At 52.9% G+C, this 22,307-nt stretch carries 35 protein-coding genes, 1 tRNA gene and 1 pseudogene; 1 reads left to right on the top strand and 36 read right to left on the bottom strand.

Annotated features, from left to right (window positions below):
• Window positions 1–156 precede the first annotated feature (156 nt).
• Window positions 157–1,278 (bottom strand): mannose-1-phosphate guanylyltransferase, encoded by a 1,122-nt coding sequence (locus CPAR_RS01080; RefSeq protein WP_012501468.1) that lies wholly within the window; start codon window positions 1,276–1,278, stop codon window positions 157–159.
• A gap of 278 nt (window positions 1,279–1,556) precedes the next feature.
• On the opposite strand from CPAR_RS01080, the gene rsmG reads away from it, so the two are divergent.
• Window positions 1,557–2,210, top strand: a complete 654-nt coding sequence (gene rsmG, locus CPAR_RS01075) for a 16S rRNA (guanine(527)-N(7))-methyltransferase RsmG (protein ID WP_041466222.1) — start codon at window positions 1,557–1,559, stop codon at window positions 2,208–2,210.
• A gap of 66 nt (window positions 2,211–2,276) precedes the next feature.
• On the opposite strand, the gene rplQ is transcribed toward rsmG, so the two are convergent.
• From rplQ to rpsL, 35 genes and pseudogenes are all read right to left on the bottom strand, one after another.
• Entirely contained in the window at window positions 2,277–2,741 is a 465-nt protein-coding gene (gene rplQ / locus CPAR_RS01070) for a 50S ribosomal protein L17 (protein ID WP_012501466.1), read from the bottom strand.
• A gap of 47 nt (window positions 2,742–2,788) precedes the next feature.
• Window positions 2,789–3,775: a DNA-directed RNA polymerase subunit alpha gene (locus CPAR_RS01065; RefSeq protein WP_012501465.1), complete on the bottom strand. Its 987-nt coding sequence runs from the start codon at window positions 3,773–3,775 to the stop codon at window positions 2,789–2,791.
• Window positions 3,776–3,804: 29 nt separating this feature from the next.
• Complete coding sequence (gene rpsD / locus CPAR_RS01060) at window positions 3,805–4,416, bottom strand: 30S ribosomal protein S4 (RefSeq protein WP_012501464.1); 612 nt, start codon at window positions 4,414–4,416, stop codon at window positions 3,805–3,807.
• 36 nt (window positions 4,417–4,452) lie between these two features.
• Entirely contained in the window at window positions 4,453–4,836 is a 384-nt protein-coding gene (gene rpsK, locus CPAR_RS01055) for a 30S ribosomal protein S11 (RefSeq protein WP_012501463.1), read from the bottom strand.
• A 47-nt stretch (window positions 4,837–4,883) separates the two neighbouring features.
• Window positions 4,884–5,261, bottom strand: coding sequence for a 30S ribosomal protein S13 (gene rpsM / locus CPAR_RS01050; protein WP_012501462.1), 378 nt, complete (start codon window positions 5,259–5,261; stop codon window positions 4,884–4,886).
• A 35-nt stretch (window positions 5,262–5,296) separates the two neighbouring features.
• Complete coding sequence (gene rpmJ / locus CPAR_RS10715) at window positions 5,297–5,413, bottom strand: 50S ribosomal protein L36 (protein ID WP_012501461.1); 117 nt, start codon at window positions 5,411–5,413, stop codon at window positions 5,297–5,299.
• Between the two features lie 110 nt (window positions 5,414–5,523).
• On the bottom strand, window positions 5,524–5,742 hold the full coding sequence (gene infA / locus CPAR_RS01045; RefSeq protein ID WP_010933820.1) for a translation initiation factor IF-1: 219 nt from the start codon (window positions 5,740–5,742) through the stop codon (window positions 5,524–5,526).
• Between the two features lie 50 nt (window positions 5,743–5,792).
• Window positions 5,793–6,566 carry a type I methionyl aminopeptidase gene (map, locus tag CPAR_RS01040; protein ID WP_012501460.1) on the bottom strand — a complete coding sequence of 258 codons (774 nt, stop codon included), beginning with the start codon at window positions 6,564–6,566 and terminating at the stop codon, window positions 5,793–5,795.
• The gene (secY, locus tag CPAR_RS01035) at window positions 6,563–7,888 is read right to left on the bottom strand and encodes a preprotein translocase subunit SecY (RefSeq protein ID WP_012501459.1); all 1,326 of its coding nucleotides are present in this window, start codon (window positions 7,886–7,888) and stop codon (window positions 6,563–6,565) included. Before secY ends, map begins: the two co-directional genes overlap by 4 nt.
• Before the next feature lie 18 nt (window positions 7,889–7,906).
• Window positions 7,907–8,461 (bottom strand): 50S ribosomal protein L15, encoded by a 555-nt coding sequence (rplO, locus tag CPAR_RS01030; protein ID WP_012501458.1) that lies wholly within the window; start codon window positions 8,459–8,461, stop codon window positions 7,907–7,909.
• A gap of 34 nt (window positions 8,462–8,495) precedes the next feature.
• Entirely contained in the window at window positions 8,496–8,681 is a 186-nt protein-coding gene (rpmD, locus tag CPAR_RS01025; protein WP_012501457.1) for a 50S ribosomal protein L30, read from the bottom strand.
• A 15-nt stretch (window positions 8,682–8,696) separates the two neighbouring features.
• Complete coding sequence (gene rpsE, locus CPAR_RS01020) at window positions 8,697–9,215, bottom strand: 30S ribosomal protein S5 (protein WP_012501456.1); 519 nt, start codon at window positions 9,213–9,215, stop codon at window positions 8,697–8,699.
• A 21-nt stretch (window positions 9,216–9,236) separates the two neighbouring features.
• The gene (rplR, locus tag CPAR_RS01015; RefSeq protein WP_012501455.1) at window positions 9,237–9,596 is read right to left on the bottom strand and encodes a 50S ribosomal protein L18; all 360 of its coding nucleotides are present in this window, start codon (window positions 9,594–9,596) and stop codon (window positions 9,237–9,239) included.
• Window positions 9,597–9,655: 59 nt separating this feature from the next.
• Window positions 9,656–10,195 carry a 50S ribosomal protein L6 gene (rplF, locus tag CPAR_RS01010; RefSeq protein WP_041466088.1) on the bottom strand — a complete coding sequence of 180 codons (540 nt, stop codon included), beginning with the start codon at window positions 10,193–10,195 and terminating at the stop codon, window positions 9,656–9,658.
• Window positions 10,196–10,226: 31 nt separating this feature from the next.
• Complete coding sequence (gene rpsH / locus CPAR_RS01005; protein WP_012501453.1) at window positions 10,227–10,628, bottom strand: 30S ribosomal protein S8; 402 nt, start codon at window positions 10,626–10,628, stop codon at window positions 10,227–10,229.
• Window positions 10,629–10,692: 64 nt separating this feature from the next.
• A complete protein-coding gene (rpsN, locus tag CPAR_RS01000) occupies window positions 10,693–10,962 on the bottom strand; it encodes a 30S ribosomal protein S14 (RefSeq protein WP_012501452.1) in 270 nt (89 codons plus the stop codon).
• Between the two features lie 21 nt (window positions 10,963–10,983).
• Window positions 10,984–11,532, bottom strand: coding sequence for a 50S ribosomal protein L5 (gene rplE, locus CPAR_RS00995; protein WP_156773444.1), 549 nt, complete (start codon window positions 11,530–11,532; stop codon window positions 10,984–10,986).
• A 97-nt stretch (window positions 11,533–11,629) separates the two neighbouring features.
• Complete coding sequence (gene rplX / locus CPAR_RS00990; protein WP_012501450.1) at window positions 11,630–11,872, bottom strand: 50S ribosomal protein L24; 243 nt, start codon at window positions 11,870–11,872, stop codon at window positions 11,630–11,632.
• A 32-nt stretch (window positions 11,873–11,904) separates the two neighbouring features.
• Window positions 11,905–11,977, bottom strand: a tRNA-Gly gene (locus CPAR_RS00985).
• Between the two features lie 11 nt (window positions 11,978–11,988).
• The gene (rplN, locus tag CPAR_RS00980; RefSeq protein ID WP_012501449.1) at window positions 11,989–12,357 is read right to left on the bottom strand and encodes a 50S ribosomal protein L14; all 369 of its coding nucleotides are present in this window, start codon (window positions 12,355–12,357) and stop codon (window positions 11,989–11,991) included.
• 35 nt (window positions 12,358–12,392) lie between these two features.
• Window positions 12,393–12,662 (bottom strand): 30S ribosomal protein S17, encoded by a 270-nt coding sequence (rpsQ, locus tag CPAR_RS00975; protein WP_041466221.1) that lies wholly within the window; start codon window positions 12,660–12,662, stop codon window positions 12,393–12,395.
• A gap of 69 nt (window positions 12,663–12,731) precedes the next feature.
• A complete protein-coding gene (gene rpmC / locus CPAR_RS00970) occupies window positions 12,732–12,938 on the bottom strand; it encodes a 50S ribosomal protein L29 (protein ID WP_012501447.1) in 207 nt (68 codons plus the stop codon).
• Between the two features lie 30 nt (window positions 12,939–12,968).
• Window positions 12,969–13,388: a 50S ribosomal protein L16 gene (rplP, locus tag CPAR_RS00965; RefSeq protein WP_012501446.1), complete on the bottom strand. Its 420-nt coding sequence runs from the start codon at window positions 13,386–13,388 to the stop codon at window positions 12,969–12,971.
• Between the two features lie 46 nt (window positions 13,389–13,434).
• Window positions 13,435–14,199, bottom strand: a complete 765-nt coding sequence (rpsC, locus tag CPAR_RS00960; protein ID WP_012501445.1) for a 30S ribosomal protein S3 — start codon at window positions 14,197–14,199, stop codon at window positions 13,435–13,437.
• Window positions 14,200–14,213: 14 nt separating this feature from the next.
• A pseudogene (rplV, locus tag CPAR_RS00955) lies at window positions 14,214–14,574 on the bottom strand (50S ribosomal protein L22).
• Window positions 14,575–14,605: 31 nt separating this feature from the next.
• A complete protein-coding gene (gene rpsS / locus CPAR_RS00950) occupies window positions 14,606–14,902 on the bottom strand; it encodes a 30S ribosomal protein S19 (protein ID WP_012501443.1) in 297 nt (98 codons plus the stop codon).
• 33 nt (window positions 14,903–14,935) lie between these two features.
• Window positions 14,936–15,775 (bottom strand): 50S ribosomal protein L2, encoded by an 840-nt coding sequence (gene rplB, locus CPAR_RS00945; protein WP_012501442.1) that lies wholly within the window; start codon window positions 15,773–15,775, stop codon window positions 14,936–14,938.
• A 24-nt stretch (window positions 15,776–15,799) separates the two neighbouring features.
• Window positions 15,800–16,117, bottom strand: a complete 318-nt coding sequence (gene rplW, locus CPAR_RS00940) for a 50S ribosomal protein L23 (RefSeq protein WP_012501441.1) — start codon at window positions 16,115–16,117, stop codon at window positions 15,800–15,802.
• Window positions 16,118–16,151: 34 nt separating this feature from the next.
• The gene (rplD, locus tag CPAR_RS00935) at window positions 16,152–16,778 is read right to left on the bottom strand and encodes a 50S ribosomal protein L4 (protein WP_012501440.1); all 627 of its coding nucleotides are present in this window, start codon (window positions 16,776–16,778) and stop codon (window positions 16,152–16,154) included.
• 19 nt (window positions 16,779–16,797) lie between these two features.
• The gene (gene rplC, locus CPAR_RS00930) at window positions 16,798–17,427 is read right to left on the bottom strand and encodes a 50S ribosomal protein L3 (RefSeq protein WP_012501439.1); all 630 of its coding nucleotides are present in this window, start codon (window positions 17,425–17,427) and stop codon (window positions 16,798–16,800) included.
• 34 nt (window positions 17,428–17,461) lie between these two features.
• Window positions 17,462–17,773, bottom strand: a complete 312-nt coding sequence (gene rpsJ / locus CPAR_RS00925; protein WP_012501438.1) for a 30S ribosomal protein S10 — start codon at window positions 17,771–17,773, stop codon at window positions 17,462–17,464.
• 77 nt (window positions 17,774–17,850) lie between these two features.
• Window positions 17,851–19,032, bottom strand: a complete 1,182-nt coding sequence (gene tuf / locus CPAR_RS00920) for an elongation factor Tu (protein ID WP_012501437.1) — start codon at window positions 19,030–19,032, stop codon at window positions 17,851–17,853.
• A gap of 51 nt (window positions 19,033–19,083) precedes the next feature.
• Window positions 19,084–21,198: an elongation factor G gene (gene fusA, locus CPAR_RS00915; RefSeq protein ID WP_012501436.1), complete on the bottom strand. Its 2,115-nt coding sequence runs from the start codon at window positions 21,196–21,198 to the stop codon at window positions 19,084–19,086.
• Window positions 21,199–21,241: 43 nt separating this feature from the next.
• Window positions 21,242–21,712 (bottom strand): 30S ribosomal protein S7, encoded by a 471-nt coding sequence (gene rpsG, locus CPAR_RS00910; protein WP_012501435.1) that lies wholly within the window; start codon window positions 21,710–21,712, stop codon window positions 21,242–21,244.
• Between the two features lie 28 nt (window positions 21,713–21,740).
• Window positions 21,741–22,130, bottom strand: coding sequence for a 30S ribosomal protein S12 (gene rpsL, locus CPAR_RS00905; RefSeq protein ID WP_012501434.1), 390 nt, complete (start codon window positions 22,128–22,130; stop codon window positions 21,741–21,743).
• Window positions 22,131–22,307: the final 177 nt, after the last annotated feature.

Genomic DNA, 22,307 nt, shown 5'->3' with positions numbered 1-22,307 from the left:
AAAAAAGCCGGAGCACTCAACCTCCGGCTTTTTCATTTATGCTGTGACATTTTGCCCCGGCTCTCCCACATTCAGGAGGGCTTCAGCCCAACGGATATTCATCTCCTCTTACATTCATGTTGCCCCGGCTTTCAAGCCGGGGAGCGGGTCAGCGCCTCATAAAAACTTGTCCAGCCCCTCCTCGCGCCTCATCACCTCAACAGCCTTGGCAACATCACCCGACTGCCCCTTTCGACAGATCAGCAGCGCATCGGGCGTATCGATCACGATGATGTCGTCCACGCCGATGGTCACCACTGCCTTGCCGTGAGGCTTGCGGACGAAGACCTGGTTCGAATCGATCATGATCGCCTCGCTGCCGTCCATATCGCGACCTTCGAGGCCGAGTCCCACCTTGATCACCTCGTCCCAGCATCCCAGATCGGTCCACCCGAAATCACCGGCCAGCATGTAGACCTTTTCGGCCTTTTCCATAATGCCGTAAGCGATCGAAACCGGATGAACCCAACTATAGACATCCTCGATAACCGACTCCTGCCGATCGGTTCCGATGAAGGCATGCACGTTCTGCATGTCTTCGTACAGGTCGGGCAACGAGCGGCGGAACTCCCGGTTGATGTCATCAACGTGCCAAATCAAGACCCCGCTGTTCCACCAGAAGTCACAGCTTTGCAGAAACTGTTCGGCGGTGGCAATGTCAGGCTTTTCGGCAAAGGTTTTTACCCGAAACAGGGGAATGTCGTCATCATCTGTCTCATCCTCCATCATGACCGACGCTTCCACCTGAATATAGCCGTAGCGCGTCTCAGGCCGATCCGGCTTGATGCCGATGGTGATCAGCCCCTGTTTTTCCCGCGCCATGCAAATTCCCTTCTCGACGGTTTCCAGAAAGCGCCCCTCATTGTGCACGAGGTGGTCAGCCGGAAGCACGACAGTCACGGCATCGGGATTGCGTTTCCGGATGAAGGTGGTCGCCAGGGCGATACAGGTAGCCGTATCCCTGATGGTGGGTTCGATGATGATGTTGTCGGCATCGAAATCGGGTAGCGAGTCGAGCACAAGACGCCAGTGCTGCTTGCTGGTGATGATGAGGATGTTCTCTTTCCTGACGATGCGGGCAATCCGCTCGACGGTTTTGCGGATCATGGTTCCGCCATCAAAAAAATGGAGAAACTGCTTGGGATAGCGCTTGCGCGAAAGCGGCCAGAGCTTGCTGCCTATGCCCCCAGCCATGACCACGGCATAGACATGGCTGCAGAAATTCTTTGTCGTGCCCATACTTTTCTTTCTCTACCTTCGAGCCCTCACCGTCATGATTCCGGCAACAGCCGATTCAGCTCCCGATGAGATGCCCGTCATTCTGTACAGACGAATCGTTTAATGATTGTATTTATAATGTACAATAAATTTGGATGCTCATCTTTTTTCCGGTGCCCACCGAATTGCCGCTGTCACTCTTATCGTTACAATAACGCATGAGCGCTCTTGCCATTACCGGCAAAATCGCTTTCTTTTCTGATGGAGTCTTTTTTCATAGCACCAGAGAACGATACGTCATGCCGAACGACCTACAACTTTTAGAAAGACTTTGCCGTGAACATGGCATTCCTGCTGAAAAAAACGCCCTGAAACTGCTGGTGCGCTACACAGAGCTGCTCGAAGAGTGGAACCACAAAGTGAACCTTATCAGCCGCAAGGAGGATGCGCCGGTCATCGTCAAGCACGTATTCCACTCGATGCTCATCAGCCGCATTCACGACTTCAAGCCTGGAGAAAAAGTGCTTGATCTGGGTACCGGAGGTGGCCTGCCCGGCATTCCGCTGGCCATTCTTTTTCCCGAAACCTCATTTCTGCTCGTTGATTCAACCGGCAAGAAAATCGCCGCCTGCAAGGCGATGATCAAAGAGCTCGGGCTCGGTAATGTGATGGCGGTTCATTCGAGAGTGGAGGAGCTGCGGGGAGTGATTTTCGATACAGTGCTCAGTAGGCAGGTGGCGCCGCTTGAAGAGCTTTGCAGCTACTGCACAACGTTGCTGAAACGTGATGGCGTGCTGATCTGCCTGAAGGGTGGAAAACTTGACGAGGAGATTGCAAAAGCCGTGATGGCACGGGAGAAGCATTTCGGGTTCCCGGCCTCGGTTGACCGGCTGCCGATTGAAGAGATCGATCCGCTCTTCTCTGAAAAGCAGATAGTCATCGCCCGCTGGTGATCTTGCTGATCCTGCGAACGATGACTACCGTGTTTCTGTACCGAGTACTGTATGCTGACCGAACCGTTACTCTGCCGATTCGCCGCCCTCTTTTTCAGTCTCGGCTTTCTTCGAACCTTTGACGCGCTTTGCACGATCCTGCTTGGCTGCCGTCGATGCCGCTGCCGGAGCCTCGGCAAAGTCTACCAGCTCGATAACCGCCATCTTGGCTGCATCGCCGAAGCGCGGTGCGAGCTTGATGATGCGGGTGTAACCGCCATTACGCGAGCCGATGCGTCCTACGATTTCCTCGAACAGCTCCTGAACAGCTTCCTTGTTGCGAAGGGCGCTGAAGATTTCACGCTGTGCATGGTGGGTGCCCTTGCGCGCCTTGGTGATGATCTTCTCGACAACCTTGCGGGTTTCCTTGGCTTTCGCTTCGGTGGTTTCGATACGCTTGTGGATCAGCAACTGCGTCGAAAGATTCGACAGGGTAGCTTTTCTATGGGCGGTCGTTCTCCCGAGTTTCCTTGCTGGCTTTACTTTACGCATTTCTTGTTTCCGCTCTCATTGATTTCTAATGTACTATTGGCCTGCGTTCACCCTTTCATCTGGTAACGGGTGATATCCATCCCGAACTTGAGCCCCTCTTTTTCAAGGGCCTCTCTCAACTCTGTCAAAGACTTCTTGCCGAAGTTCTTGTAGTTCAACAGCTCATCTTCCCTTCTGGAAACCAGATCAGCGAGCGTGTCGATTTCAGCAAGCCTCAGGCAGTTGTGCGAACGAACCGAAAGGTCGAGATCCTCGATCTTGGTCTGGAGCTTTTTGCGCATGTTCTCGAACTCTTCGTCGAGCTGCTTGTACTCCTCTTCAGCATACTCCTCTTCGGTCGGCGAGAAGTTCGCAAAGAAGGTGACGTGATCGTTGATGATCCTGCCGGCAAGGCTGATGGCGTCGTCGGGAGAGATTGATCCGTCGGTCTCAACATCGAGAATCATCTTTTCGTAGTCGGTCTTCTGCCCGACACGGGTGTTCTCGACGGTCAGTTTGACGTTCTTGATCGGTGTATAAATCGAGTCGATGGCGATGAAGCCGATCGGCATTCCGTCGCTGCGATTCTCTTCGGCGGGCACATAACCACGACCGCGGCCGATATAAATATCGATCGTCACGGCAGCCTCAGAGTTGATCGTCGCGATATGCAGATCCTTGTTGAGCACCTCGAATTCACCTTCCTGTGCGACGATGTCGCCGGCAAGGAAATCTTTAGGCCCCGCAAGGGTCAGAGTCGTTTTGCAGCTGCGCTTGCAGTTCGACTTGAAGCGCACTTTTTTCAGATTGAGTACAATCTCGGGCACATCCTCGCGAACGCCGTCGATCGTTGAAAACTCGTGAAACACACCATCGATCTTGATCCCGGTGATTGCTGTTCCGGGAAGAGAGGCAAGCAGAACCCTTCTCATGGCATTGCCCAGCGTAACTCCGTATCCCCTCTCCAGCGGCTGGGCTATGAATCGCCCGAAGCTGCCGGTGTGGGTCGCTTCGTCCACATCGATCTTTGCAGGCATCTGCATCTGATATATCATAGTCTTGCTTCCTTAGGAATTCAAAAAGATCACTTGGAGTACAACTCGACGACAAGCTGTTCATTGAACGGTTCCTGTACGGCTTCGCGCTCAGGAATAGCCAGGAACACCGCTTTGCGGTTCGCTTTGTCAACCTGGATCCACTCGGGAATCCTTGACTCGGCAGCCTTGTTGAGCGAATCGGCTACGGCATCGAGATTGCGGCTCTTCTGCCTGAACTCGATCTGATCGCCAGGTGATACCAGGAATGAAGGAATGTTGACCTTCTTGCCGTTGACCAGCATGTGACCGTGCGTAACAAGCTGACGGGCACCGGCGCGAGACGGCGAGAAACCGCAGCGATAGACCACGTTGTCGAAACGGCGTTCGAGCATCTTCACCAGGTTGTCACCGGTAACGCCGCGCTGGGCGACAGCCTTCTTGTAGTAAATCCTGAACTGCTTTTCGAGAACACCATAAAGATATTTCATCTTCTGCTTTTCTCTGAGCTGCAGCGCATATTCCGACACCTTGCCCCTGCGGGACTGGCCGTGCTCACCCGGAGCGTACGGGCGTCTTTCGAGATATTTTTCAGCCTTGGGAGAAAGAGCTATTCCCAGCCTGCGTGAAACCTTGGTAATTGAGCCTCTGAATCGTGCCATAGCAATTGCTTCATTGAAAATTCTTAATTATAACCATCAGACCCTTCTGCGCTTGGGAGGCCTGCAACCGTTATGCGGAAGCGGCGTAATATCGCGAATGGAGCGCACCTCCAGACCGACTCCCTGAAGCGCCCTGATGGCAGCATCACGACCGGAACCAGGTCCTTTGATAAGCACGTCAACATAACGCATACCAAGATCGTAGGCCTCTTTGGCTGCCGCCTCGGAAGTCACCTGCGATGCATACGGGGTATTTTTCTTGGAGCCCCTGAAGCCATTTTTGCCTGCGCTCGACCAGGAAACCGTATTACCGAGCGTATCGGTGATGGTCACCATGATGTTGTTGAACGATGCCTTGATATGGACGGTACCTTCCGGGGTAACCTTGACTTTCTTTTTTTTCCTGCTCGCTGTTGCCATGAGTCTGTCGGTATTTTATCTCTCTTGTTGCTTGATTGCTCCGCTCGTTACTTCTTGCCGGCCTTCTTCTTGCCTGCAACCGTCTTGCGCTTGCCTTTCCTGGTTCTCGCATTGGTGCGGGTACGCTGACCACGAGCCGGCAGGGAACGCCTGTGACGAAGACCACGATAGCATCCGATATCCATGAGGCGCTTGATGGAAAGCTGCTGTTCAGCACGTGCCTCACCCTCGACCGTGTATTCGTTGCCGATGATTTCCCTGATAGCGTGAGCCTCTTCATCGCTCAGCTCTGAAATTTTCTTGTCAGGAGCGACTCCGGCTTTTGCGAGTATGTTTTTGGCGGATGTGTTCCCGATGCCATAAACATAGGTCAACGCGATGACCGCATGTTTGTTCAATGGCAAATTAACCCCAGCTAACCTCATATGTTTTTCTCAAATCTGTTGATTGTTCCTGAAGATCACCCTTGGCGCTGCTTATGGCTTGGATTCACCTTGCAGATCACATACCGTTTTCCTTTGCGCTTGATAATCCTGCAGTGCTCGCAACGTTTTTTGATAGACGAATAAACTTTCATGGTAAACCCCACATGTATAATTGTCCGGTCTGTCCAAAATATGAAAAGGCATGTAATGTAATCAAAACACACCAAACAATCAACCGGATGAAGGCCAAATATTTTCTTTTTTATTTATAACGGTAGGTAATTCTACCTTTGCTCAGGTCGTAAGGCGAAATCTGAACCTTCACCTTGTCACCGGGCAGAATCCGGATGTAGTGCATCCGGATCTTTCCCGAAACGTGCGCAAGCACTTCGAGACCGTTTTCGAGCTTGACCCTGAACTGCGCGTTCGGAAGCGCTTCCAGAATTTCGCCTTCTACCTCAATTGATTCTTCCTTGGCCACTGTCTCTCTCCGCTTTTCTTCAGTTCGTTATAAATAGTGCTCTCTGTTGCTTACCGGGTCAGAATTTCGGCAGGGCCGTCACCGATGGCGATGGTGTGCTCGAAATGGGCTGACGGCTTGCCGTCTTCGGTTACAGCAACCCAGGCGCCTCGTTTACTGACCGCACGTCGAGAGCGGCCAAGGGCAATCATCGGCTCGATGGCCAGCGTCATTCCCTTGCGCAACTTCACACCGGTATGCGGCCGTCCATAATTCGGAACGGCAGGGTCCTCATGCAGTTCGCTGCCGATTCCATGGCCGACCATGTTCTCGATCACACTGTAATTGAACGAGCGCGCATGCTTCTCGATGGCCGCCGAAATGTCGTGCAGACGGTTGCCTGCAACGGCCTGCTCAATACCGCGATAGAGGCATTCGCGCGTCACATCGACAAGCTGCTGAACCTCGGGGGCGATCTCTCCAACCACAAACGTTCGGGCAGAATCGCCGTGGTAACCGCTTTTGTAAGCTCCGCAATCGACCGAAACGATCTCACCTTCCTGAATCACACGCTTGTCGCTCGGCACGCCATGCACAACCTCTTCATTGATCGAGACGCACAGGGTGGCCGGGTAAGGCGTCACATTGGGCTCGCCTTTCGGCGCGTAATTCAGAAAACTCGGCACGGCCTGATGATCGCGAATGAACTGCTCGGCAAGCTCGTCGAGCCGCTTGGTCGTCATACCTGGAGCAATTTCCTCTTCGAGCATGTCGAGAACGCGACCGACGATTTCGCCAGCCTCGCGCATCAACCCGATTTCACGCTCGCTTTTGATGGTGATCATCGACGCCCCCGAGCCTTCGCGGTCTTCATGAACCCGTCGTAGTGGCGCATCATCAGATGGCTTTCGACCTGCTGAAGCGTGTCGAGGCCGACGCTGACAATAATGAGCAAGCTGGTGCCACCGAAAAACTGGGCGAAACCGGGCGTCACGTTTCCGAACTTGGTCAGAAAGGTTGGCAACACAGCAATCACAGCCAAAGCGATAGCGCCAGGCAGCGTGATTCGGGTAAGGATATTGTCGATAAACTCTTCGGTACTCTTACCGGGGCGAACACCGGGAATGAATCCCCCCTGACGACGCATGGTATCAGCAACCTCTTTCGGATTGAACGCGATAGCCGTATAGAAGTAGGTGAAGAACACGATCATGAGACCAAAGATAATGGCGTACCACCACGAATCGTAGGCAAATGCCGAAGCGATCTTCTGCATGGCCTCACTTTCGGGGAAGAACGACAGGAAGGTGCTCGGCAGGAACATGATCGACTGCGCGAAGATGATCGGCATAACACCGGCCGTATTGACCTTCATCGGAATGTACTGCGTGCCGCCACCGTAAACCTTGCGGCCAACGACGCGCTTGGCGTGCTGTACCGGAATTCTTCTCGTCGCTACGGTCAGCAACACCACGATCGCTACGATTGCCGCCATGAGCCCCATGATAACGATCTCGACAATCCAGTTCTTGCTGCCAAACGAAACAGACTGAATTTCAGCCACAAGCGACTGCGGGAACCTGGCAAGGATACCGATCATGATGATCAGCGAAATACCGTTACCAATGCCACGCTCGGTAATCAGCTCACCAAGCCACATGATGAACACAGTGCTGGCGGTCAGAATAACGATGGCCGTGATGGTAAAGAAAATGCTCGGATCGGGAACAACCACCTTGCCGAACGATGAAGGGCTCGACAGGTTGACGCTGACGCCCCATGCCTGGAGAAACGCCAAAAGAACCGTACCGTAACGGGTATATTGATTGATTTTCTGTCGTCCCTCTTCGCCCTCCTGCTGCAACTTCTGCACGAACGGCGTCACCGCTCCAAGAAGCTGAATGATGATCGATGCCGAAATGTACGGCATGATACCGAGCGAAAAGATCGAGGCGCGTGCAAACGCGCCTCCGACAAACAGGTCAAACAGACCGAAAAGGTCATTGGAGTGTGACGTGGTCGCACTCGCAATTGCTGCGGCGTCAACCCCCGGAATGGTGATATGCGATCCCAGCCTGTACACAAACAGTAGCAGGAGGGTATAGAGGATCCGCTGCCTTAACTCAGGGATTTTGTTAATATTCCGAATGCTCTCATTAAGCTTCATGGCAGCTCATTCCGTGGTTCACGACTTGTCCGACTTCTTTTTTTTCTTCAACACCGGGGCTTTGGGAGTCAAAAGAGCCTCTTCGAACGGCAGGCCATTGACCTTTGAAGCCTCCTCAAGCGTACGGTAAGCAGTGACGGTCTTGCCACCAGCCTTTTCGATCTTTTCCACAGCACTCTTGCTGAAGAAATGAGCCGTGATGGTTACCGCGGACTCAAACTCACCGTTGCCAAGAATCTTGAAGTAGTCCTGATTGCTGGCGTTGCAGAGATGCTTGAGATCAAGCACACTGATTTCTTCACCAACAAGCCCCTTCTCGATCCACATCTGAATCTGGGCAAGGTTGACGCATGCGACAGACTTCTTGTTTGGCGGCGTGAAACCGAACTTCGGAAGCCTTCTGTACATAGGCATCTGTCCGCCTTCAGTGACCGGACGCGTATAACCGCTCCTCGACTGCTGTCCCTTGTTACCCTTGCCGGCAGTAGTACCGTTGCCTGAACCGGGTCCGCGACCGACCCTTTTTCTTCCCTTGACTGCACCTTTAGCAGGGCGGAGTGAACTTAAATCCATTGTTTGAATTCCCGACTATCTTTAGTGATTCTTCTTAAAGCTCTTCAACCTTGACAAGGTGCTGGACGACGCGAATCTGCCCTCTGGAGCAGGGGTTGTCCTTGATCTGAACCTTGTGGTTCGGCCGTCCGAGGCCGAGAGCCTTGATCGTTGCCTTCTGCTTCTTGGTGCCACCGATAACGCTGCGCACCTGGGTAACCTGTAACATTTTCTCACTCATGCTCGCCACTCCTTTTTAGCTTTCGTATACCTCTTGCAGGGTCTTCGAGCGGCGCTCTGCCACATCGTTGGCATCGGAGATGCTCTGGAGACCCTTGATGGCTGCCTTGACCACGTTGTGCGGGTTGGAGGAGCCGAGAGACTTGGTCAGGATGTCATGGATACCGGCCATTTCAAGCACGGCCCTGACAGCGCCGCCAGCGATCAGACCCGTACCGGGCGTCGCAGGCTTCATCAAAACTTTAGCTGATCCGTATTTGGCGACGATCGGGTGAGGAATGGTTCCCTTGACAATCGGCACCTTGATGACGTTCTTTTTGCCATCTTCAACGCCCTTGGCGATAGCATCCTGAACTTCATTGGCTTTTCCGAGCCCGTATCCGACATGGCCTTCCTTGTCACCGACAACGACAATAGCGTTGAAACCGAAGCGCTTACCACCTTTGACAACCTTGGCGGTTCTGTTGATGTGCACCAGCTTCTCTTTCAGATTCAACTCACCGGGCTTGATATTCCTGGCAGATTTTTTCGACATGTACGTTCTCTTTGAAAAGTTTTAAAAGATCAGGCCAGCTTCACGTGCGCCGTCGGCCAGAGCCTTGATGCGACCGTGGTAGCGGAATCCGTTCCTGTCGAAAACGACATTGGAAATACCCTGGGCAATCGCCTTTTCAGCAAGCTGCTTGCCTACTGCGGCACTCCTCTCGGATTTGGATCCCTGAAGACCTGCATTGTCTTTGGACATGGTCGATACCGCCATGAGTGTCTTGCCACTCTCATCGTCGATCAATTGCGCATAGATCTGCGAAAGACTCCTGTACACGCACAGCCTTGGTCTTGTTGCGTTGCCATGCACCGTAGCCCTGCTTCTTGCCTTGATTTTCTGCCTGCGGGCAGCTTTATCGATTTGGCTCATTATCTCTAACCGTATAAATGTTTGTTACCTGACTTTTTCCGATCCTCGGCACGGCCGACTTACTTACCGGCAGCCTTGCCTTCCTTGCGGCGAATAACCTCACCTTCGTACTTGATACCCTTGCCGCGATACGGTTCCGGCTTCCTGAAGGAGCGGATCTTTGCAGCGATCTGGCCAACCAGAGCCTTGTCAATACCGCTGACAAGAATGACGGTCGGTTCGGGCACCTCGATTTTGATTTCGGCAGGAGCCTGGAAGTAGATCATGTGCGAGAATCCGACGGTCAGCGCAAGCAGATCGCCCTTGAGTTCAGCGCGATAACCGACGCCGGACATTTCGAGCTTGCGGGTAAACCCTTTGGTCACACCTTCAACCATATTGTTGACCAGCATGCGGTACAAGCCGTGCATGGCTCGCGAACGTTTGCTGTCATCAATTCTCTGCACGGTCACGGCGCCATCTTCAACCGTAACGATAACCTCATCAACCAGAGCCTGCGAAAGCGAACCCTTCGGACCGGTTACGTTGATCATCTTGTCCTTGACCTCGACCTTAGCCTGATCAGCAAGCTGGATCGGCATTTTTCCTATTCTTGACATGGTAAACTGATGCTCTTTGGCTTAGAAAATTTTAATAAATACGGAACAGCACCTCACCGCCGACGTTCTGCTCGCGTGCCTCCTTGTCGGTCAGAATACCCTTCGAGGTCGAAAGGATGAACAGACCGAGACCGCCAAGGTATCGTTTGATATCCTTGCCCTGATAGACTCTGCGGCCAGGAGAGCTGACCCTCGAAATCTCCTTGATGGCATGCCGTCCGTCAGCCGTGTATTTCAGCTCGACGCGGATGAACGGGAACTTGTCGGCTTCGGTTTTGATCACCGTGTAGTTCTGGATGTATCCCTTTTCGACCAGCAGTTTCGAGAGATTCTCGCGGACGCGGGTATAAGGAATATCGGTCGTCTTGTTTTTTGCGCTCCCGGCATTTCTGATGCGGGTGATGAAATCGGCTATGGAATCCGTTACGGGCATGGCTCTAACAATTGGTTACTTTCGTAAATGATCAGACATCTATCTATCGATCCCGGTGGCGCGCTTACCAGCTCGCCTTTCTGACGCCGGGAAGCTTGCCTTCGAGTGCCAGCTTGCGGAACATGTTCCTGCACAGGCCGAACTTCTCGTAGTTACCGCGACCGCGACCGGTCAGGACGCAGCGGTTGCGCACTCTCGTGGCGGAACTGTCTCGGGGAAGCTTGCGAAGGGCTTCGTAATCGCCGGCTTTTTTCAGCTCTTCACGTTTTGCCGCATACTTCTCGACAAGCTCTTTCCTTCTTTCGTTACGTGCAATGATGCTTTTCCTTGCCATCTTGGTTCGTGCTTTGTTTGTTTAGTTCTTCTTTTTGAAGGGCATGCCGAGCAGGGTGAGAAGCTCGTGGGCCTCCTCATCCGTTTTTGCCGACGTGACAAAACTGATGTCCATGCCGTTGATTCTCGGCACCTTGTCGATGTCGATTTCCGGGAAAATGATCTGTTCGCGGATACCTGCGTTATAGTTACCGCGACCGTCGAAGCTCGTGTCGCTCAGACCGCGGAAGTCGCGGATACGAGGCACGGCAACCGTCACGAAACGATCGAGGAATTCGTACATCATCTTGCGACGGAGGGTAACGCGGCAGCCGATTGCCTGGCCTTCACGAAGCTTGAAGTTCGAGATAGCTTTCTTGGCTTTGCGAATCTGCGGCTTCTGGCCGGTGATCTGGCCGAGCTCCTGCATGGCGGTTTCGAGCAGCTTGGGCTCCTGGGCGGCTTCGCCCACACCGATGTTCACCGCGATCTTTTCGAGGCGGGGAACCATCATGATATTCTCGTATTTGAATCGCTCCATCATCTTCGGAACGACGGTCTCCTTGTAGTAGACCTCAAGGCGAGCAGGCATAGCTACTTCCTGCTCCGCATTCTCTTTTTTAGACATCTTTGCTTGTACTTTTTACACAGGATGGTCTTGGTCATCCTGCCTTTTAATGAAATCTCAGTCAGCTCTTCTTGACGTTCGACGCATGAATCGGAAACTCGCGCTCGATGATCGAGCCCTGAGGCGAAGTCTGGGTCGGGCGCATATGGCGCTTGCGAATATTGACGCCTTCGACGATCACGCGACCTTTCTGCGGGAAGACTTTCAGAACCTTGCCCGACTTGCCCTTGTCGTTACCGGCAATGACAACGACATCATCATTCTTCTTGACGTGGAGCTTGATCTTTTTAATGCCTGTTTTCATGGTTGACCTGTATGATATTATTCATGAACCTGAGCGGGAGACGGGACTCGAACCCGCGACCAACAGCTTGGAAGGCTGTGACTCTACCAGCTGAGTTACTCCCGCTGATCGCTCCCTCAGAGAACCTCGGGAGCCAGCGATACGATCTTCATATACCTTTTGTCGCGAAGCTCGCGAGCGACCGGCCCGAAAATACGAGTGCCTCTCGGCTCGCCCTGAGCGTTGAGCAGCACAACGGCATTCTCATCGAACCTGATGTAGGAACCGTCCTTACGACGCTGCTCCTTGGCGCAACGCACGACAACAGCCTTACAAACATCTTTTTTCTTGACGACGCCGTTCGGAACCGCTGCCTTGACCGTTACCATGATCTGGTCTCCGAGAGCTGCATAACGCCTTCCGGTACCACCGAAGACATGAATGCAACGCACTTTTTTCGCTCCGCTATTATCGGCAACAACCAGATTTGTCTCTTTCTGGATCATCCTGCATTAACCCCTGTTAATTGATAATAAATCGGTTACTTGGCTTTTTCGACGATTTCGACGAGCCTGCAACTCTTGTTTTTGCTGAGCGGCCTGCACTCCATCACGCGAACCACATCGCCCACACCAGCTTCGTTCTTTTCGTCATGGGCCATCAGGCGAGTCGTCTTCTTGAAGTACTTCTTGTACACCGGATGCTGAACCCTGCGTTCGACCGCAACGACGATTCCCTTATCCATACTGCTGCTTACAACTTTGCCCAACCAGCTCTTTTTACGGCCTCTCGTTTCAGCTCCACTTGACATTGCTGCGTTGTCCATTTTGTTTTATTTCCTGTTGAAACCGGTTATTGATAACTCTGCCGGACGCTGTTGTCAGGCGTTGCTGCTTTCCTGCAGCTCCATCTGCCTGAGCCTGGTCTTCATTCGTGCGATGTCACGCTTCGAATTGCGGAAAACCATCGGATTCTGCGGCGGTTCAATAGCCTTGTGAAAGTTGATATCGGCCAGTCTGTTTTCAAGCTCGTCGATCTTCTCGAGAAGCTCTTTCCTGCTCATAGCCGCTATTTCATAGTTTTTCATAATTCGCACTCTTGGCGGTTAAATTGCACGTTATCCTTCGTAATCGGGCCTGACGATAAACCTGGTCTTGATCGGCAGCTTCTTGGCGGCGAGCCTGAACGCTTCCTGAGCGATCTCACGCGGCACACCGGCAGCTTCGAACATGATGCGGCCTGGCTTGACGACGGCAACCCAGAACTCCGGATTACCTTTACCGGAACCCATTCGGGTTTCTGCAGGCTTCTTGGTGACCGGCTTGTCAGGGAAAATCCTGATCCAGATCTTACCGTCTCTCTTCATATATCGGTTCATGGCGACACGGGCAGCCTCGATCTGACGGCTGGTGATCCATGCCGGCTCCAGAGCTTTCAGGCCGAAGGAGCCAAACGTAACGGCAGTCCCGCGCTGGGCGTTCCCCTTCATGCGGCCACGCTGTGTCTTTCTGTATTGAACCCTCTTTGGCATTAACATACCGGCAACTCCATTCTATTTCGAATTATATGGTATTATAGTCTCGTCAGGCTTTTTTCGCAGCAGGACGGCGGCGGCGTTTCGCACCGCGGCCATCGCCACGGCCTCTGCCACGTGAATCGTTACGACGCTCCTGCATTTTCTTCATCTCTTCCTCTTCGATGGCATCGAGCCTCTGGACGAGCACTTCACCTTTATACACCCAAACTTTGATACCGATGGCACCAGCGATGGTGTGAGCGGTTACACTTGCGTAGTCAACGTTGGCGCGGAGGGTATGAAGCGGAATCTTGCCCTCTTTATACTGCTCGGATCTGGCGATTTCAACACCGCCAAGACGGCCTGCACAGCGAATCCTGATACCTTCGGCACCTGCCCTCATGGCCTGCTGGATCGCCTGTTTCATAGCGCGACGGAAAGAGACGCGATTTTCCAGCTGGTAGGCGATATTCTCACCGATGAGCTGCGCCTCAATTTCGGGCTTGATCACCTCGATCACGTCGATCTTTACCTCTCTGCCGGTGATGCGGGTCAGCTCCTGGGAAAGGTTGTTGATCTCCTCACCCTTGCGACCGACCACGGCGCCTGGACGGGCAGCGTAGATGTTGATCTTGATATGCTTGGTCGTACGCTCGATGACAACCTTGGAAACACCGGCCTTCTCTTTTTTGAGTCTGGCCGAAATGTAGTTACGGATAACCTGATCCTGCTTGATCTTTTCGGCGATAACCGGTCCGTCGTCATACCAGCGGGAGGTCCAGTCCTTGATGATTCCCAGTCTGAATCCGGTTGGATTTACTTTCTGACCCAATGCTATCTCCTTGTTTATTTGGTTACCGGTGTCTTGACCTTGTCAACGATGATCGTCAGGTGGTTCGAACGCTTGCGAATCCTGTATGCACGACCCATCGGTGCGGGCAGAAGTCCTTTTGAGCGAAGGTCCTTCATCGACGAAAACCGCTTTAACGAACAGCTCATTGTCGCTGACCCTTTCATCGGGGTTAAGCTGCGAGTAGTTGGCCACAGCCGATTTGAGCGTAACCATCACGTTACGGGAGGCACTCTTGGTGGAGTTGAGCAGGATGGCTTTCGCCTGATCGACCTGCTTGCCACGAACAAGGCCGGCTACGAGCCGCATTTTGCGGGGCGACGTCGGGGTATGCCGTAAAATTGCTTTAGCTTGCATGATATCTCTTTACCTTTCCGCTTGATTCAGTTTATTTTTTCCTGGGTGCCGAACCGCCCTTCTCTGCCTTGCCGCCCGCATGGCCACGGTACAACCGGGTCGGAGCGAATTCGCCAAGCTTGTGGCCGACCATGTTTTCGGTAACGTACACTGGCACATGAGTTTTGCCGTTATGAACCGCTACGGTGTGACCGACAAAATCAGGAGAGATCATCGAACTTCTAGACCAGGTCTTCACAACCTTTCTTTCACCTTTGCTGTTCATATCAAGGATCCGCTTTTCCAGCTTGAATTCGATGAAAGGACCCTTCTTCAGTGATCTTGGCATAATTCTCTCTGCTTGTTGTTAGTTACCGCAATGTTACTTGGCTTTCCGGCCGCGAACGATCAGCTTCGTCGAGGCTTTCTTTTTATTTCTGGTCTTCTGACCCTTTGCAAGCTGACCCCATGGGGATTTCGGATGCTTGCGGCCACCGCCAGATTTGGATTTACCTTCACCACCGCCCATCGGGTGATCGACCGGGTTCATGGCCATACCGCGAGTCTGCGGACGAATGCCTAACCAGCGGCTGCGACCTGCTTTACCCAGGCTGATGTTCTCGTGCTCGGAGTTGCCGATAACGCCGATGGTTGCACGGCACTCAACACGGACCTTCCTGATTTCGCCGGATGGCAGCTTGAGCGTTGCATGAACGCCTTCACGAGCAGCAAGCACAGCATAGGAGCCGGCTGACCTTGCCATCTGTCCACCCTTGCCGGCCTTCATTTCGATGTTGTGCACATCGGTGCCGAGCGGGATGTTCTTCAGCGGCATGGTATTACCAACCCTGATGTCCACCTTTTCGCCACTCTCGATGCGATCACCGACCTTCAAACCTTTAGGGGCGAGAATATAACGTTTTTCTCCATCAACATAATGAAGAAGTGCAATTCTTGCAGAACGGTTCGGATCATACTCGATAGCAGCGACTTTGGCAGGAACGTTATCCTTGTTACGCTTGAAATCGATGAGTCGGTAGAACCGCTTATGACCACCGCCCATGTGGCGGGAGGTTATGCGCCCGTTGGTGTTACGGCCACCGCTTTTCTTGAGCGGTACGAGAAGACTTTTTTCGGGCTCACTCTTGGTGATCTCCTCGAAACTTGCGTATGAAGCGAACCTTGTGCCCGGAGTGTTCGGAGCTAATTTCCTGACTGCCATCGTACTGTTTTATCTATCCGGTTGTTAATCCTGTTTATCGCTCTTGTCGGCTGGCTGGGCATAGTAGTCAATGGCCTGGCCTTCGCCAAGCGTCACAATCGCTTTCTTCCAGTCGCTCTTTTTGCCGGCGATAAGTCCTTTCCTGGTATACTGCCGCTTGGTTTTGCCGAGGCAATTGATCGTACGGATGGAAACGACATCAACATTGAACTTTTCCTCGACAGCCTTCTTGATATCGCTCTTGTCGGCGTCCTTTTTGACCTGGAACACATACTGGCCTTTCTGCTCAGTGAGTCCGGTGCTCTTTTCGGTCAGCCACGGCCGCAACAACGGGTTTTTCATTGCAATCTTCTCCTTTTTACTGGCAAACGGTGGATTACCCTAATGTTTCTTCTATTTTCTGCAGGGCGGCCTTCTGGAAAAGCACGGCCTGGCTGTTGAGAATATCGTAGGTCGAAGCCTGATCGGCGACCTGGATGTTCAGCTTTTCGATGTTCCTGCCGGAGGTGCTGACCACATTATCGTAGTGCGGCATCATAAGCAGGGTTTTCTTCTCGGCAAGACCGAGGTTTTTGAGCATGTCGGCCACCGGACGGGTCTTGATCGACTCAAGGCTGAAATCTTCAACCACGACAATCTGACCTGCTGCGGCTTTCGAGCTCAGAGCAGAACGACGAGCGAGCTGCTTGACTTTACGGTTGACCTTCTGCTCGTAGGAGCGGGGCTGAGGGCCAAAGATGGTGCCGCCACCAACCATGATCGGCGAGCGGGACGAGCCCTGGCGTGCATTACCGGTGCCCTTCTGGCGATACGGCTTTTTGCCGCCACCGCGAACTTCAGCGCGGGTCTTGGTCTTGTGGGTACCCTGTCTGCGGTTGGCGAGAATCGCCTTCACATCGAGGTACATAGCGTGTTCGGAAACCTCAACGGCGAAAATATCATCGTTCAGCGTAACCACTTCACCGGTTTCTGCGCCTTGTATATTGAGTACTTTTAATTCCATTGTTCTCTGCACTCACCGTTTACTTGGTTGTTGAAACAATCTTTACATAGGAGTTCTTCGGTCCCGGTACAGCACCTTTCACGACGATGAGATTCGATTCGGGCATAACCTTGACGATCTCGAGATTCCTGACCGTTTTATTTTCTCCACCCATTCTTCCGGCCATTCTGGTGCCCTTGAAGGTTCTGGACGGATCGGAAGAACCGCCGACCGAACCCGGAGCCCTGAGCCTGTCGGACTGACCGTGCGTTCTGGAACCGCCACCGAAGTTGTGGCGCTTGACCACACCGGCAAATCCTTTACCCTTGGTGACACCCAGCACATCGACAATCTCACCTTCCGTGAAGACATCGACGGCAACCGTAGCGCCAGCCTCGAGTTCACCAGCGATCAGGCTTTTGCTGACTTCTGAAAGCAGGTAACCGGGGGTCTTACCGGCCTTTTTATAGTGGCCTGCAAGAGGCTTGGTGACCTTTTTTTCATCACGCTCGCCGAAGCCGAGCTGATAGGCATCGTAGCCATCTTTTTCGGTGCTCTTGACCTGAGCCACAAAACACGGCCCGGCCTGAATCACCGTGCAGGGAACAGCTTCGCGTTTATTGTTATATAAACGGGTCATGCCGATTTTTTTCCCGAGAATCGCACCCATATCCGATTAGCTTTTCTATTTACTTTAAAACACTTTAAGACTTGATTTCCACATCAACGCCACTGGGAAGCTCGAGCTTCATGAGCATATCAATCGTTCTGGCCGTCGGGTTGATGATCTCGATCAACCTCTTGTGCGATGAGAATGCAAACTGCTCACGGGATTTTTTGTCCACATGAGGGGAACGGTTGACCGTATATACATGAGTTTTCGTGGGAAGCGGAATGGGGCCAAAAATGATGGCATCCGTCTGCTTGACCACATCGATAATCTTCAAAGCCCACTTATCAACGAGGCTATGGTCGTACGACTTGAGCTTAATCCTGATCTTTTGCTGAACAGCCACTGGTCTATCCCTGTTTCGATGGTTTCAATAAAAAAGGGGCGAGAGCGCTGCCTCGCCCCGGGATAACAATCTGTCGATTACTCGACGATCTTGGTTACCGAACCGGCACCAACCGTACGGCCGCCCTCGCGGATAGCGAACCTGAGGCTCTCTTCCATAGCGATAGGAGCGATCAGCTCGACATCGACGGAGAGGTTGTCACCAGGCATGACCATCTCGACACCCTCAGGGAGAGTTACCGAACCGGTCACGTCAGTGGTTCTGAAATAGAACTGCGGACGATAGCCGTTGAAGAACGGAGTATGACGACCGCCCTCTTCCTTCTTCAGGATGTACACCTCAGCCTTGAACTTGGTGTGCGGGGTGATCGAACCAGGCTTGGCGATAACCATACCACGCTCGAGCGCCTCTTTGTCCACACCGCGGAGGAGCAAGCCGGCGTTGTCACCTGCCTGACCTTCGTCGAGGGTCTTCTGGAACATTTCGATACCGGTAACAACCGATTTGGTGGTCGGCTTGATACCGACGATTTCGACTTCGTTACCAACCTTGATGATGCCCCTCTCGATACGACCGGTACCGACAGTACCACGACCAGAGATCGAGAACACGTCTTCGACCGGCATCAGGAACGGCTTGTCAACGTCACGAACCGGCTCAGGAATGTAGTCGTCAACAGCGTCCATGAGCTCCATGATGGCTTTCTCGCCTTCCGGATCGCCGTTCAGGGCGTTCAGAGCGGAACCCTTGATGATCGGAATATCGTCGCCCGGGAAACCGTACTCGGTGAGAAGCTCACGGAGTTCCATTTCGACCAGCTCGAGAAGTTCCGGGTCGGCGATGTCAACCTTGTTCAGGAAGACGACCAGCGCAGGAACGTTCACCTGGCGGGCGAGCAGGATGTGCTCACGAGTCTGAGGCATCGGGCCGTCGGTACCGGCAACGACGAGGATAGCGCCGTCCATCTGGGCAGCACCGGTGATCATGTTTTTAATGTAGTCAGCGTGACCGGGGCAGTCGATGTGTGCATAGTGACGCTTGTCGGTCTGGTACTCGACGTGTGCGGTCGAGATGGTAATACCGCGCTCCCTCTCTTCCGGAGCCTTATCGATGTCACCAAACTCACGAGCTGCTGCTTTACCAGATTTAGCAAGCACCGAGGTGATTGCTGCGGTAAGGGTGGTTTTGCCGTGGTCAACGTGACCGATAGTACCAATATTTACGTGAGGTTTATCCCTCTTGTATGACTCTTTAGCCATAGCTGTTCTCCCTGTCGGTTATCTTGTTTAGTGATGCGGTGAAAAAAACTGTTATTCGGAATCCTTTCCGACCCTTTTCTCCTGCAAGGTCTCAGCAATATTGCGCGGCACCTCGCGATAGGTCTCGAACTCCATTGAGTAGTTCGCACGGCCCTGCGTCATGGAACGAAGCGTCGTCGAATAGCCGAACATTTCGGAAAGCGGCACCTTGGCCTTGACGAACTGCGCACCTGCGCGCTCGCCCATACCTTCGATGTGACCGCGGCGGCCGGACAGGTCACCCATCACATCGCCGAGATACTCTTCAGGAGTGATGACCTCTACCTTCATGATCGGCTCGAGCAGTACCGGGTTCGCCTTTTTGGCAGCGCCCTTGAAACCAATCGAACCAGCGATCTTGAATGCCATTTCCGAAGAGTCGACCTCGTGATACTTACCATCGATCAGCGCAACCTTGACATCCTGCATCGGGAAACCGGCAACCACACCATCTTTCATGGCCTGCTGGATACCGGCATTCACCGACGGGATATACTCTTTAGGAATTGCGCCACCTTTGATCTCGTCGACAAACTCGTAGCCCTTGCCCTCTTCGAGAGGCTCGAGCCTGAGCACGACCAGACCGAACTGACCTTTACCACCGGACTGACGAACGAATTTACCTTCGTGCTCGACCGTTCCGCGGATAGTTTCGCGGTAGGCAACCTGCGGCTGACCGACGTTGGCCTCAACCTTGAATTCGCGCTTCAGACGATCGACCAGAACTTCCAGATGAAGCTCACCCATACCGGCGATCAGCGTCTGACCGGTCTCTTCATCGGTTTTCACCCTGAAGGTCGGATCTTCCTCAGCAAGCTTGGCAAGCGACATACCGAGTTTATCGTTGTCTGCCTTGGTTTTCGGCTCGACAGCGATCTCGATAACAGGCTCCGGGAACACCATCTTCTCAAGCACGATCGGCTTGTTCTCGTCGCAAAGCGTATCACCGGTACGGACCTCTTTGAGGCCGACAGCGGCGGCAATATCACCAGCGTACACAGCGTCGCGCTCTTCACGCTTGTTGGAGTGCATCTGCAGCACGCGACCGACACGCTCTTTCTTGCCAGTCACCGAGTTCAGTACATAGCTACCTGCATTGAGCACACCGGAATAGACGCGGAAGAAGGTCAGCTTGCCGACGAACGGATCGGTTGCGATCTTGAACGCAAGCGCCGCAAAGGGCTCTTCATCTTTCGGCTGCCGAACAATCTCCTCTTCAGTTCTGGGGTCGTGCCCCTCAACCACACCGTCATCGACCGGCGAAGCCAGGTAATCGATCACGGCATCCAGCATAAACTGCACGCCCTTGTTCTTGAAGGACGAGCCGCAGAGCACCGGAATAATGGAAACATTGAGGGTAGCCTGACGAAGCACCGAACGAATCTCTTCTTCGGTAATGTCATCGCCGTTCAGGTATTTTTCAAGAAGAGTCTCGTCAAGCTCGGAGACAGCCTCAAGCATGTTGATCCTCCAGGTACGAGCCTCGTTTTCGAGATCGTGCGGAATAGCAACCTCTTCGTAGGTGCTGCCATCTTCTTTATCGTAGATAATCCCCTTCATGCGGATCAGATCGACGAAGCCGGCGAACATCTCGCCCTCACCGATCGGAATCTGAATCGGAACCGGGTTGGCCCCGAGGCGCTCACGAATCGCTTTGACGGCGTTGAAGAAATCAGCGCCGGTACGATCCATCTTGTTTACATAGGCGATCCTCGGAACGCCGTACTTGTTAGCCTGACGCCAGACCGTCTCGGACTGAGGCTCAACACCACCGACAGCACAGAACAGCGCAACAGCACCGTCGAGCACGCGGAGCGAACGCTCAACCTCAACCGTAAAGTCAACGTGACCAGGCGTATCAATAATATTGATCCTGTGATTGACGCCGGAATAGTTGCCAAACTTTGGAGTCCAGAAACAGGTGGTAGCAGCGGAGGTAATCGTAATACCACGCTCCTTCTCCTGCTCCATCCAGTCCATGGTAGCGCCGCCCTCATGAACCTCACCCATCTTGTGCAAGCGACCCGTGTAATAGAGAATCCTCTCGGTCGTCGTGGTCTTGCCAGCATCAATATGGGCCATGATGCCAATGTTCCTGACTTTATCTAACGCAACTTGCCGTGCCATAACTTAGATCAATATTTATATAATTCGTTCTTCTCTTTCAGAATCAGAACCTGAAGTGAGCAAATGCCTTGTTCGCATCTGCCATACGATGCACTTCGTCGCGCTTCTTCACGGAAGCCCCCTGCTCGTTGGAAGCATCCAGCAACTCGGCCGCAAGCTTCTCGGCCATCGAGCGACCACCGCGCCGTGTAGCAAACTGCTTGATCCAGCGGAATGCCAGCGCAGTTCTTCTTGCCGGCTGAACCTCCATCGGAATCTGATAGGTGGCACCACCGACACGCTTGCTGCGAACCTCGACCAGCGGAGCGACATTGCTCATCGCCTTGCGGAACACCTCAAGAGCATCGCCATCTTCGCTCTTCGATGCAATAATATCAAAAGCGTCATACACAACTTTGGTTGCAACCTCTTTCTTACCATCAAGCATAACAGCATTGATCAGGCGAGCGACCGTCTCGTCATTGTAACGAAAATCACCGCCTCGCAATCCGTATCCGGCACCCTTCTTTCCCATTATAAACCCGAGTTATAATTCAGTTTGATTACTTCTTCGCGGCACCAGCTTTCGGCTGCTTGGCACCATACTTGGAACGACTCTGCTTGCGATCAGCAACACCCGACGTATCGAGAGAGCCACGAACAATGTGATAGCGAACACCAGGAAGATCCTTAACCCTTCCGCCGCGAATCAGCACAATGGAGTGCTCCTGAAGATTATGACCCTCACCAGGGATATATGCAGTCACCTCGATCTTGTTGGACAGCCTAACACGAGCGACCTTGCGAAGCGCGGAGTTCGGCTTTTTAGGAGTGGTCGTGTAGACACGGGTGCAAACACCTCTTTTCTGAGGGCACTTTTCCAGAGCCGGTGAGGCGGTCTTAGACGCCTTCATACTTCTTCCGTGCCTGATAAGCTGCTGAATCGTCGGCATACAGTAAACTCTCTTTTTCTATTTCGTTTGAGATTCCCGGTGAAATCCAATCAGGAAAAACCATAAGGACGACCAAAGTAAAAGATTTACCATAAAAAACAAAATATGAATCCCCGTTTTTTTTGATTTATCGACCTCTTTTCTCCATTCTTCAGCCTCTCTTTGCAGGAAACCACC

It is taken from the genome of Chlorobaculum parvum NCIB 8327, from assembly GCF_000020505.1.
Taxonomy (GTDB): domain Bacteria; phylum Bacteroidota; class Chlorobiia; order Chlorobiales; family Chlorobiaceae; genus Chlorobaculum; species Chlorobaculum parvum_A.
This window is presented reverse-complemented; position numbering and strand designations above follow the sequence as displayed.

What these genes read in the sequence shown, in the direction of transcription:
- CPAR_RS01080 (WP_012501468.1), bottom strand. Translation starts at nt 1,278, where the DNA reads ATGGGCACGACAAAGAATTTCTGCAGCCATGTCTATGCCGTGGTCATG.
- rsmG (WP_041466222.1), top strand. Translation starts at nt 1,557, where the DNA reads ATGCCGAACGACCTACAACTTTTAGAAAGACTTTGCCGTGAACATGGC.
- rplQ (WP_012501466.1), bottom strand. Translation starts at nt 2,741, where the DNA reads ATGCGTAAAGTAAAGCCAGCAAGGAAACTCGGGAGAACGACCGCCCAT.
- CPAR_RS01065 (WP_012501465.1), bottom strand. Translation starts at nt 3,775, where the DNA reads ATGATATATCAGATGCAGATGCCTGCAAAGATCGATGTGGACGAAGCG.
- rpsD (WP_012501464.1), bottom strand. Translation starts at nt 4,416, where the DNA reads ATGGCACGATTCAGAGGCTCAATTACCAAGGTTTCACGCAGGCTGGGA.
- rpsK (WP_012501463.1), bottom strand. Translation starts at nt 4,836, where the DNA reads ATGGCAACAGCGAGCAGGAAAAAAAAGAAAGTCAAGGTTACCCCGGAA.
- rpsM (WP_012501462.1), bottom strand. Translation starts at nt 5,261, where the DNA reads ATGAGGTTAGCTGGGGTTAATTTGCCATTGAACAAACATGCGGTCATC.
- rpmJ (WP_012501461.1), bottom strand. Translation starts at nt 5,413, where the DNA reads ATGAAAGTTTATTCGTCTATCAAAAAACGTTGCGAGCACTGCAGGATT.
- map (WP_012501460.1), bottom strand. Translation starts at nt 6,566, where the DNA reads ATGATCACCATCAAAAGCGAGCGTGAAATCGGGTTGATGCGCGAGGCT.
- secY (WP_012501459.1), bottom strand. Translation starts at nt 7,888, where the DNA reads ATGAAGCTTAATGAGAGCATTCGGAATATTAACAAAATCCCTGAGTTA.
- rplO (WP_012501458.1), bottom strand. Translation starts at nt 8,461, where the DNA reads ATGGATTTAAGTTCACTCCGCCCTGCTAAAGGTGCAGTCAAGGGAAGA.
- rpmD (WP_012501457.1), bottom strand. Translation starts at nt 8,681, where the DNA reads ATGAGTGAGAAAATGTTACAGGTTACCCAGGTGCGCAGCGTTATCGGT.
- rpsE (WP_012501456.1), bottom strand. Translation starts at nt 9,215, where the DNA reads ATGTCGAAAAAATCTGCCAGGAATATCAAGCCCGGTGAGTTGAATCTG.
- rplR (WP_012501455.1), bottom strand. Translation starts at nt 9,596, where the DNA reads ATGAGCCAAATCGATAAAGCTGCCCGCAGGCAGAAAATCAAGGCAAGA.
- rplF (WP_041466088.1), bottom strand. Translation starts at nt 10,195, where the DNA reads ATGTCAAGAATAGGAAAAATGCCGATCCAGCTTGCTGATCAGGCTAAG.
- rpsH (WP_012501453.1), bottom strand. Translation starts at nt 10,628, where the DNA reads ATGCCCGTAACGGATTCCATAGCCGATTTCATCACCCGCATCAGAAAT.
- rpsN (WP_012501452.1), bottom strand. Translation starts at nt 10,962, where the DNA reads ATGGCAAGGAAAAGCATCATTGCACGTAACGAAAGAAGGAAAGAGCTT.
- rplE (WP_156773444.1), bottom strand. Translation starts at nt 11,532, where the DNA reads ATGCCTGCTCGCCTTGAGGTCTACTACAAGGAGACCGTCGTTCCGAAG.
- rplX (WP_012501450.1), bottom strand. Translation starts at nt 11,872, where the DNA reads ATGAAAACAGGCATTAAAAAGATCAAGCTCCACGTCAAGAAGAATGAT.
- rplN (WP_012501449.1), bottom strand. Translation starts at nt 12,357, where the DNA reads ATGATCCAGAAAGAGACAAATCTGGTTGTTGCCGATAATAGCGGAGCG.
- rpsQ (WP_041466221.1), bottom strand. Translation starts at nt 12,662, where the DNA reads ATGTCAAGTGGAGCTGAAACGAGAGGCCGTAAAAAGAGCTGGTTGGGC.
- rpmC (WP_012501447.1), bottom strand. Translation starts at nt 12,938, where the DNA reads ATGAAAAACTATGAAATAGCGGCTATGAGCAGGAAAGAGCTTCTCGAG.
- rplP (WP_012501446.1), bottom strand. Translation starts at nt 13,388, where the DNA reads ATGTTAATGCCAAAGAGGGTTCAATACAGAAAGACACAGCGTGGCCGC.
- rpsS (WP_012501443.1), bottom strand. Translation starts at nt 14,902, where the DNA reads ATGCCAAGATCACTGAAGAAGGGTCCTTTCATCGAATTCAAGCTGGAA.
- rplB (WP_012501442.1), bottom strand. Translation starts at nt 15,775, where the DNA reads ATGGCAGTCAGGAAATTAGCTCCGAACACTCCGGGCACAAGGTTCGCT.
- rplW (WP_012501441.1), bottom strand. Translation starts at nt 16,117, where the DNA reads ATGAAAAACCCGTTGTTGCGGCCGTGGCTGACCGAAAAGAGCACCGGA.
- rplD (WP_012501440.1), bottom strand. Translation starts at nt 16,778, where the DNA reads ATGGAATTAAAAGTACTCAATATACAAGGCGCAGAAACCGGTGAAGTG.
- rplC (WP_012501439.1), bottom strand. Translation starts at nt 17,427, where the DNA reads ATGGGTGCGATTCTCGGGAAAAAAATCGGCATGACCCGTTTATATAAC.
- tuf (WP_012501437.1), bottom strand. Translation starts at nt 19,032, where the DNA reads ATGGCTAAAGAGTCATACAAGAGGGATAAACCTCACGTAAATATTGGT.
- fusA (WP_012501436.1), bottom strand. Translation starts at nt 21,198, where the DNA reads ATGGCACGGCAAGTTGCGTTAGATAAAGTCAGGAACATTGGCATCATG.
- rpsG (WP_012501435.1), bottom strand. Translation starts at nt 21,712, where the DNA reads ATGGGAAAGAAGGGTGCCGGATACGGATTGCGAGGCGGTGATTTTCGT.
- rpsL (WP_012501434.1), bottom strand. Translation starts at nt 22,130, where the DNA reads ATGCCGACGATTCAGCAGCTTATCAGGCACGGAAGAAGTATGAAGGCG.